The following is a 9,851-nucleotide window of genomic DNA, read 5'->3' on the forward strand; positions in this document are numbered from 1 at the left end:
GGTCCGCGGCCGCGTCCTGCAGGTCCGACGGCAACGGACGGCGCTTGCTCCGCTCGAGGGCTTTGACGAATGCGCGGGTGGCGATGGCGTAGAGCCAGGTGCGCAGCGACGACCGGCCTTCGAACCGGTCGTAGGCCCGCCACGCGTCCAAGTAGACGTCCTGCACGACTTCCTCGGCGTCGTCGACCGAGCCGAGCATGCGGTATCCGTAGGCGATCAGCTCCCGTCGAAACGGCTCGGCCAGCCGCGCGAAGTCGTCTCCCCCACGATCAGTGGTGATGCTCATGAGGATCCGGTGCCCCGTACGTGTCGTGCCATGGCCATTCGTTGATGTAGCGCTGCCGGCCCAGCGGAGTGAGGTCGAGGAACCGGTAGGTGCTCAGCATGACATCGGCGCCGACCCCGTAGGCCGAATAGGTGTGAAAAACCTGGTCGCCGTCCCGGGCGAAGACGCTGACGCCTTGCCCGTCGTTACCGTTGGCGGCGACGTAATCCAGCCCTTCGCGCAGCAACGTCGCCTTGTCCTTGTAGTTGTATTCGATCGGCGCCTTCGACTCGTCGCTGCTGACGTGGAAGTCGTAGTTGAAGTCGCTGCCGCGCGACGAGTACCAGGGCAGCCGCCACCCCATGCGGGCCTTGAACTGGCTAAGCCTCGCGTACGGCGCTCGCGACACCAGCGCCAGCGTGGTGTCCGCACCCTCGTTGAGATGGACGGGGTTCGGCATGTTGTCCACGGCGAACGAACAACTGGGACAGCCCTCGTCGATGTCGTGCACCCACATGAAGTGGTAGACGATCAACTGGCTGCGGCCCTCGAACAGGTCGATGAGCGCCACCCTGCCGTCGGGACCCTCGAACACATAGTCCTTGTCGACGGGCACCGCGGGAAGGGCGCGGCGCTGCTCGGCCAGCGCGGCGAGCTGCCGGCTGGCGGCCTTCTCCCTGACCAACAACTCCAGCCGCGCGGCCAGCCACTCATCGCGTGACGCGGTATGCGTGATGTTCATTTCGGCTCCTCTCCTCAGCAGTACTGAGGGACTCAGCCGTCGAAACTCATCGCCGCGGTGCGATGAGTTCCGGCCACTCGCCACCTCCATATCTGTGACAGCACCAGGAACGAGAATTCGGGAGCAGGCATGAAACTCGACGACAACGCGCGCCAACTGATCAGTACCGACCCCGCGACGCTGGTCACGAACAATCGCGACGGCAGCCCGCAAGTGAGTGTCGTGTGGATGGTGGTGCAACAGACGGCCGACGGCGATGACGAGCTGGTCGTCGCCCATCTCGAGGAGCATCAAAAAGTCCGCAACATCCGGCGCGATCCCCGCGTGGCGGTGACCGTCGTGTCCAACGATCGCAGCGGCCTGCAGACTCCCTATCTGTCGATCAAGGGCACGGCACGTATCGAGGAGGGCGGCGCGCCCGAACTGCTGGGCGAGATCGCCACGGGGTTGCTCGGACCCGGCACCGGTTTTCCGCCGCCCGGCTCACCGCCGGGATACCTGACCCGCATCACGATCGAGAGGGTCGGTGGCGTCGGGCCCTGGGCCGCCTGACACCGCCGGCCAGCCGATCGACGGGAGCGGGGCGCTAACTTGTCTTCCGTCGCGCTGATGCACCCACCCGTATCAAACGATCCCAAATATCGTCCAGGTCGACCTGGGCCGGTTGGCGAGGCCTGCGCGCGTAAAACCGGGCCTCGTCGAAGGCCGCTGAGCAGGTGTACTTGTGCAAATGCAAACACTCAGCGGGCCAGCGCTTCTCGCGTACGCAATCGAGGTCGACGACGAGGCGTGACCGACGGTCGATCGCGAAGCGATTGCCTTGATAGCTTTCGGGCGTCGAGAACGTTTCGGCATCGAATAAGCCCCACCCGCCGTATGCCGTCCTCAGCCAGACCGCGTCTCGACCACAATGGCTGCACGGCGCGATCGTCGACGGCTGTTCCCACCACGTCACGACCCGAAGTGTAAAGAGCCACACCGACGATCAACTGTCTGACACGCGAGCCATTACTTGCCGCTCACCGGTCGCCATGCAGTGGCGATCGCCCTCAAACCGGCACGCAGACTTGCGCCGACACGGGACCATGCGTCGAAAGGTACGGAGCCCGCAATTTGTGCAATACGACCCGTTGAATGTGGTGGCGTCCCCGGCTCACCAAGTACCGCAGGCGCCGCACGAACGATTCGGCGGATTTGGCCCGTCCCAAACGCTGCTCGGCAGCTCGCCTTTATACGGAACGTTGCCACCGCTCTTAACCCAGTACCACGTGTGGCAGACATTCATGTCCCACTGATAAGCGACCCCTGGTCCCGTGGACGGGTCGAAACTGGAGTACACCATGGAATTACCCGGGCACCACGTATGCGGCGGTAGCGGATCGGCCTGTGCGATACCACCGTCGAAACCCGCCAGACCTAAACCACCGGCCACCGCCACGGCCGCAGCCAATCCCCCAGCCATTCGCTTCATAGCTCTTGTTCCTTCCGATCGTGTCCCCGGCCCGCGAGCCTTATGCAGACACCAGATGATCGTGCTCCCCGTATTGTTCGGCCCTGGTAGGCCAGTCACCGGATAAGTCGACCCCGCCCGCGCTGCTACCGATCCCAACATCAGCAAAAATCCGGAGGGGTTGATATCGACGGGAAAATGCCGGGGGCACGTGTGTGCGCCGGGCGCCCGCGGGACAAGATCAACACCCTTCCTCCTGCGCCCCGAACCCGTCCCCGGCACACCCCCACGCCACCCTTCTTCGAACGAAACACCGCAGAGCGGGGACGCACGATATCCCGAACACGTCGCACACACCGGCGAGCCCCAGGAACCCGCCGGTCTGCGCGACGACAGCCTTGGCTAACCTGGCTGCCGGAGTGTCGTGCGCAGGTTCCTGCGATGAGCCCATCTAATTCTGTGACGGTCGCCACAGGCGATTCCGCGGTGATGTTGAGAAGCGCTCGACCGACAGGGGTTCGTTAAGTTCCGCCGGTTTCATTTCAACGGCGATGGGGGAGGCAATGACAGCTACGCAACCTGGCGCGGGCAGTGCCGGCAGAGAAACCGGGACGGTGGAGACCAGCGAGGGCCGATTGACGTCCATTCTGATGGCCGGCGCTCTGGTATCGGTCATCTCGTCGCTTTTGTACGGATACGACAGTGGCGTGATTTCCGGTGCGCTGCTACAGATTCGGCGTGAATTCGGCATTGACGATCGCATGGCCGAGTTCGTCGCGGCAGCGATCCTTATCGGTGCCATCATCGGGGCGCTCGCCGGTAGTAAGGCCAGTGAGCGCTTCGGCCGGCGCAAGACGGTCCTGCTGTTGTCGCTGATCTTCGTTATCGGTTCGCTGGCGTCTGCGTTCGCGCCCAGCGCGATCGACCTGGCGTGCGGTCGCATGGTCCTCGGGATCGCCGTAGGTGGCGCCACCCAGACGGTGCCGATGTACATAGCTGAGCTAGCTCCTTCCAACCTGCGCGGCCGCCTTGTCCTGACCTTCCAGATCGGCATAGGTGTGGGCATCGTCGTCGCCACTATCGTCGGGGCGAGTCAATTCATTTCCTGGCGGATGGCTATCGGATGTGCCGCGGTACCAGCGGTATTAATGCTGCTACTGGTGATGCGGCTGCCAGAAAGCCCGCGCTGGCTCGTCGAACAAGGCCAGCGTCTTGCCTCGGCGCGAGACGTACTACAGCGACTACGCGGCCAATACGACGTAGAAGCGGAACTGTCCGGCATCGTCGCGGTTGACGCGGAGGAGCACAGCGCCGCACAACATGAACGGGGCTGGCGCGGACTACGACAACCCTGGGTACGGCCCGCACTGGTGGTCGGGTGCGGTATCGCCGCCTTCACGCAGCTGAGCGGCATCGAGATGATCGTCTACTATGCACCGACCATTCTCACCGAGAATGGGTTCTCCGACGCAGTAGCTTTGCAGGTCAGCGTCGCGCTGGGTGCCACCTACCTGATCATGATGATCGTCGGCCTATCCATCGTCGATACCATTGGCCGCAGACGGCTGACTCTGGTGATGATTCCGGGTGCCGCGATCGCACTGTTTGTACTGGGAACACTGTGGGTGACCGGCCACAACGTCCGCAGCGACGTACCGTTCATCATCGGCTGCCTGATCGTGTTCATGACCTTCAACGCCGGCGGCCTGCAACTGATGGGGTGGTTGACAGGTTCGGAGATCTACCCACTGTCCGTCCGCGGCGCCGGTACCAGTGCTCAGGCCGCCACACTTTGGGGAACGAACACGCTGATCACGGTGACACTGCTGACGCTCATCAATTCAGCAGGGGCCGGTCAAACGATGTGGATCTACGGACTGTTCAACGTGGCAGCCTGGATGTTCGTCTACTTCAAGATGCCAGATCTGACCGGACACAGCCTGGAGCACATAGAGCACAAGTTGCGCCTGGGCACGTTCACTCCCGCCGACTTCCACCAGCCCGCCCGGCGTTAACCCGTTCCGGCGCAAGTCTTTCCGAACAGACTCGCCGATGAAACCCGCGACACCCGCCAGCCTATTCGGAAAGACCTCGCCTAGACGGCCGTTCAACAAGCGCGCCGCATCCGCCCCTAGCCGGCGAGCGCATCCCGCGTATCGAGCACGGCCATATCCGCCGCTGCGCGACCGGCGCCCCATCCGGCGGCGTCGGACACTGATATCGAGCGAGGCGTCGTCAATGGGAACAGTCGATCAGCAAGTTCGTCGGCCGCCCGACTGTTGGCCGCCAGCACGGGAAGTAGACGGCCGTCCTGCTTGACCTCTGCTGTGACTGATGCGCTGGCGCTGTCGAGACGTTCGCCAATGCGCTGGGCATATGCGACGAGAAACGATTGGCGAAATGACCTAGTTCGCGCGTGCTTGTTGCTGCTCTGGCGGCGCCCGGCACTGAGCATGGCTCTGTTGGCTTGGACGAGCAGCGATGTGGTGAGCAACTCGACGAGAGCGAGATCGGTTTCGCAGCCAACGACGGTAACGAATCCGAGACGCTCCGCCCACACCGCGCGACAACGGTTGGCCTGGGTCACCACTTGCACGAGCGCTGTCTTGGCGGCGGCGTAGGGGTTCTCAATCCAGATCCGGCGGGCGCCCGCCACCGGCAGCTGGCCGCGGTCGTGTTGCGTCAGCGCTTCGTGTAGTGAGTATCGACTCATCAGGTCTTGCGCCTTGGCCGAAAGGGCCTCCGCTTCGTCGGGAAACTCGGTGGCTTCCGCCTTCGCCAGCAGAGCGCGCACCTTGGCGAGAGCCTTCTCGTCGATGCCGCTCACCGTCGGCACGTACCGATGCGCCCCGGGCAGCGGCAGAATCGCTTCTAGCACGGGAAGTCTGCCGAGGAAATTCAGCAGCTTCAAGACAATAGTCAGCGCCATGCGCTGGTCGTCAGCATTGGACACCGCCCAGCACCGCATCTGCGGCGCTTGTGCACGGGCATCGACGGTGGCCGAAAGTGCGGCGATATCGGCACGCCAATTCGGATGCAATGTCGCGACCGAATACTGCCGAGACTCACGGACGATGGCCTCATCGAGATAGCGGACCTCGGCTGCCTGCAGCTTGCGACGTGCGATCTCGTGCAGATCGGACGGCAACCAGCCATGCTCCCATGCCGCTCTGATGGCCTCGTTCATGGCGAGGTCTGCGGCAACGTCGAGCTCGCGCGGCACGGCCCGGTACTCCTCGAGGAGTTCGGCGGCGTGCCGGGGCGCGTGTTCGGCGGAACACGAAGCGGCCGTGCTCAACGCCACGACGAGGCGTTCAAGAAGCAGCACCCGGTCCGGCCCGGGGTCGAAGCCGATGCGCTTTCCCTCGGTGGACGCCCGGTGCCGATTCCGGCGTTTGGCCGTACGCTTTTCGCGATTGCGTCTGCTCATGGACCGGATTCTTCCGAAGGGGTCTGACACATTGCGGCAGACGCGCCGCAGGCGCCGTCCATGAGGAGCTTCGCCGCTCCTCCATGCGCGGTGATCACCCCTTGACCTTGATCCGGAGTGCCTCGACAGGCGACAGCACCTCGGAGGTGTAGGGATCCAGTCGAGTTCGTGACGCGGGCGGGTTACTTCGGGATCAGTGAAGCGGGCCAAGCTGATGGGCAACGACGCCGAACAGGCAATGTTTCGAAATGTCCGCGATTAGCAATGTGACCGGTTCGTCGGCGTCGCCGCTGCTGCCTGAGCTCACCTCGCCATGTTGGCGAAGCGCGACAAGTGCAGCTGGTGCGCGACGGTCACCGTCTTGGTCGGGCCGTTGCGGTGTTTGGCGAGAATGAAATCCGCTTCTCCCCCGCGCGGATCGTCACGCTCGAACGCGTCCGGCCGGTGCAGCAGGATCACAACGTCGGCATCTTGTTCTAGCGAGTTGTGAACGCTCATACCATTGGCGACGAAATTGTGTGTGTTGCTTACGGTTCCGTCGTAGACGTCCTCTTCGCCTAAGCTCGTGATCTCGACAACCGTATCCCAATAGACGTCGGTGGTTGCAAGCGCGTGAATGTCCTGATCATCGAGCACTACCGCCGCACGGTGCAGCCTGGACCTACTCGGCGAGTGCTTCCACATCGTTGAACCGCAGAACTGACTGCCCATCGCCGCAGCGAACTGCCGGTGCGTTATTTGCTTGGCAGACACTACCTCCCGGACACGCACCCATATCTCTTTCGGAATGGTGTCGAGGTTCGTGTTACGCACGATCGGTTCGAGATGACGCCGCACGTCTTGTGCCGCAGCCGCTTTCATGCCATGAACGCCAACGTGGTTAACGAACCGCAGCTGATTCTCGGCCCCGTAGATGCACAAGTGCCAAGAGTCGCGGTAACCAGGCTTCGGTGCGTGTTTGATCCTAGCGAAGACGCCAACCCGGAGCAGCAGCTGGGCGACATCATCGATCAGGCGTCGGCTGGTCGACGCGTAGTAGATTCGCGCCTGCCCAACCTTGGCGTCCCACCGAACCGAGCCATCCGTCGCCCACAGGTGACGCAGGAACAGCGCCACCTGGTCGTTGGGTGCACGAAAAACCGCCGCCGGCACGAACTTTTCGTAACTCCGTAGCCCGAAAAGGCCCAATCCATCGAGCCATGCAGCAATGGGATTGCGCCGGCCGCGCGCCAGCCGCTCCGCGGACGGCAACCGCAGCGTTGTCACGCGCGCCGCGGGATAGTCGTCACGAATTGGGGTCACACCGAAATGCGCAGCAGCCGCAGCCACCGCGGCGAGGTTGGCCTCGTCGACCGACGCGTAGCGAATCGGCTGGCGCTTCACGCACGAGCCATCGCCGATCATGTGCGCCAGCAGGATCACTTCGGATTCGTCCATCCGCTGTGTGTCGACGGGCTCGGGAACCCTCCGGGGCGCGGCGATACGATCGCCGATCTTGAGCTGCTCCAACGGAGTCCAGCCATCGAGCTTCATGAACGGGTGGTTACCGGTGGCCTCTACCTCGCGGCCCGAGGCCAGCCGAAGCCGGAAAACTTCCTTGCGGCCGCTCGGGAAGACATTGGTCATGGGGCGCGCGACCATGCGCAGCCGCTCGTCCAGCGACCACACCAGCGGACGTTCGCCCGTGCGCATCAGCTCGCCGAACGTGACCTCAGCCCCCGTGTCGGCGCGCAGGATCCGCGTCGACGCGGTCAGGCATCCCGACTCGCGAAGGTCGGCCAGCATCGGCTTCTTGTCGGTGCGCTGCTCGGGGCCGCGGTTGAGCTGGCTGATCGCCACCACCGGAACCTCGAGCTCTTTCGCCAAAAGCTTGAGGTGCCTTGAGAATTCGGACACTTCGACCTGACGCGATTCGTGCTTCTTGCCCGACGTCATCAGCTGCATGTAGTCGATCACAATGAGCCGCAGGTCGGCCTTCTGCCGCAGCCGGCGCGCCTTGGCCCGAATCTCCATCATGGTCAGGTTGGGCGAGTCGTCGATATACAGTGGCGCCTCGCTGATTTCGCTCATCCGCCGCGCCAGCCGCGTCCAGTCGTCGTCGCTCATGCGGCCCGAACGCATATCGGCGAGCTTGATTTTGGCCTCGGCCGACAGCAGCCGCATCACGATCTCGGACTTGCTCATCTCCAGTGAGAAGATGACGCTGGCCAGCCGGTGCTTGATGGAACACGACCGCATGAAATCCAATCCCAGCGTGGAATTGTGCGTCGGCACCATCCCTGGGCCGGCCAGATACAGACGCGCGGCGTTGTCCACCTGGACACAGCGGACCGGCACGGTGTCCACGCGGCGCACCGAGTCGATCTGCAATACGGGAGCCAACAAGGCCGTCGTCGTCTCGAGGCTGCCGTAGCGCGGTGTCGAGCCGGCCGCGGCAATCGTGTCCCAGCCCGACCGCAACTGAGCGGAAGTCCGGACGCCGCGAGTCGTCGGCCACTGATGCGCGGCGTCCGCAACAATCACTGTGCCGTCGGAGAACTCCACCTCGTAGCAGGGTCGCCCCAGCATCACCTCGGTGGCGGCCACGACCCGCGTCGGCCGCCCGTCGGCGTCGAGCAACTCATCACCGACCGCGACGTCACCCATCGTCGTCCAGCCGGCCGGCGTGGGCAGCGGCGTATCGAGCGCGAGCGCCTTGCCCACGCCGGGTCGGGCCGCCACGATGATCATCTGCCCGGGGTGCAGGCCGTTGGTCACCTCGTCGAGCTCGGTGAAACCGGTCAGCACGCCCCGCGATACCCCGCCGCTGGACGCGATCGCGTCGATCTCGTCCATGGTCGGCTGCAGCAGATCCTCGAGGGGAACGAAGTCCTCGGACATCCGGCGGTCGGCGACGTCGTAGATCTCGGCCTGCGCGCGGTCGACGATCTCGGCCACGTCGGCGCCCTCGGCGCCCGCGTAGCCGTATTGCACGACCCGCGTCCCCGCCTCCACCAGCCGGCGCAGCAGGGCCTTCTCGGCGACGATGCCCGCGTAGTAGCCCGCGTTGGCCGCCGTCGGCACCGTCGAGATCAGGGTGTGCAAATAGGGCGCGCCGCCGATGCGGCGCAGCATTCCGCGGCGGTCCAGTTCGGCGGCCACCGTGACGGCGTCGGCCGGCTCCCCGCGCCCGTAGAGGTCGAGGATCGCGTCGTAGATGTTCTGGTGCGCCGGGCGATAGAAGTCGCCGGGCCGCAGCCGCTCCAGGACGTCGGCGATCGCGTCCTTGCTCAGCAGCATCCCGCCCAGCACTGACTGTTCCGCGGCCAGGTCCTGCGGGGGCTGGCGGCCGAACTCTTCATTGGGTGGCGACGAATCCATGCCTGGCGCGAGGTCATCGACGACCGCCACGGACTCTCACCTCCCTTGCCATGAATACCCGAACATACATTCGATAACCGACATCCGGAGCGTAAGTCAAGGCCCCGACAACCAACGATCCATAGCGCCCCTATCGCAACGCGCGGGGACGACGGTAAACGTTGCTGGCAAGGACTTAAAGGGGGCGTTGTTCATAAGGCTGTGCATCGTGTGTGCATATCCTTCGACACCTGTGTTGAACGGGGTGTGGAGAACCTGTGGATTAATTCGAGACACTGCGACATCACTGCTGATAAGAGCAGTACAACTCACCACAATCGGTGTGGACAGGAATCTCTACGGCGTGTCGCCGCAGGTTACTGCGCCGGGCGTGTTGGCTTTCGGCCATATTTTCGCCGAGTTACCAGGTGGTTAAGAGGACCCCTCGGCGGCACCCCCGAAAGAGTTCGCCAGCCGAGCAAACGCGGCGGCGTTCAGCAGCCGCCCCGGAGCGCGCGCCGGGCACCAAAGGTTCGGCGGGGGGCCCGGGCCCGCCCGCGCCCGGGCCGCGGCCCCCCGGGGGTTTGGGTTGCGCGCCGCCCGCGCGCGCCCCCAGGGGGGTCCG

7 protein-coding genes are annotated in these 9,851 nt (G+C 64.3%); 2 read left to right on the forward strand and 5 right to left on the reverse strand.

The features are described 5' to 3' along the window. Positions 1 to 286, reverse strand: a 286-nt coding sequence (locus tag A9X00_RS25995) for a sigma-70 family RNA polymerase sigma factor (RefSeq protein ID WP_156772308.1), incomplete at its 3' end; no start/stop codon positions are given. After that, positions 270 to 1,007, reverse strand: a complete 738-nt coding sequence (locus A9X00_RS26000; protein WP_067160167.1) for a DUF899 domain-containing protein — start codon at positions 1,005 to 1,007, stop codon at positions 270 to 272. The genes A9X00_RS26000 and A9X00_RS25995, both read right to left, overlap by 17 nt. Before the next feature lie 129 nt (positions 1,008 to 1,136). On the opposite strand from A9X00_RS26000, the gene A9X00_RS26005 reads away from it, so the two are divergent. Continuing rightward, complete coding sequence (locus A9X00_RS26005) at positions 1,137 to 1,559, forward strand: TIGR03618 family F420-dependent PPOX class oxidoreductase (RefSeq protein ID WP_067160170.1); 423 nt, start codon at positions 1,137 to 1,139, stop codon at positions 1,557 to 1,559. A gap of 34 nt (positions 1,560 to 1,593) precedes the next feature. Here the strand turns inward: A9X00_RS26005 and A9X00_RS30320 are convergent, their stop codons facing one another. After that, entirely contained in the window at positions 1,594 to 1,962 is a 369-nt protein-coding gene (locus A9X00_RS30320; RefSeq protein WP_082975525.1) for a hypothetical protein, read from the reverse strand. Between the two features lie 1,046 nt (positions 1,963 to 3,008). On the opposite strand from A9X00_RS30320, the gene A9X00_RS26010 reads away from it, so the two are divergent. After that, positions 3,009 to 4,472 carry a sugar porter family MFS transporter gene (locus tag A9X00_RS26010; protein WP_369830797.1) on the forward strand — a complete coding sequence of 488 codons (1,464 nt, stop codon included), beginning with the start codon at positions 3,009 to 3,011 and terminating at the stop codon, positions 4,470 to 4,472. A gap of 116 nt (positions 4,473 to 4,588) precedes the next feature. Here A9X00_RS26010 and A9X00_RS26015 read toward each other — a convergent pair whose 3' ends face one another. After that, complete coding sequence (locus A9X00_RS26015) at positions 4,589 to 5,887, reverse strand: DUF2786 domain-containing protein (protein ID WP_067160176.1); 1,299 nt, start codon at positions 5,885 to 5,887, stop codon at positions 4,589 to 4,591. A gap of 303 nt (positions 5,888 to 6,190) precedes the next feature. Further along, positions 6,191 to 9,277: a replicative DNA helicase gene (locus A9X00_RS26020; RefSeq protein ID WP_082975524.1), complete on the reverse strand. Its 3,087-nt coding sequence runs from the start codon at positions 9,275 to 9,277 to the stop codon at positions 6,191 to 6,193. Positions 9,278 to 9,851: the final 574 nt, after the last annotated feature.

Source organism: Mycobacterium sp. 1245805.9, from assembly GCF_001672915.1.
In the GTDB taxonomy this organism is placed as follows: domain Bacteria; phylum Actinomycetota; class Actinomycetes; order Mycobacteriales; family Mycobacteriaceae; genus Mycobacterium.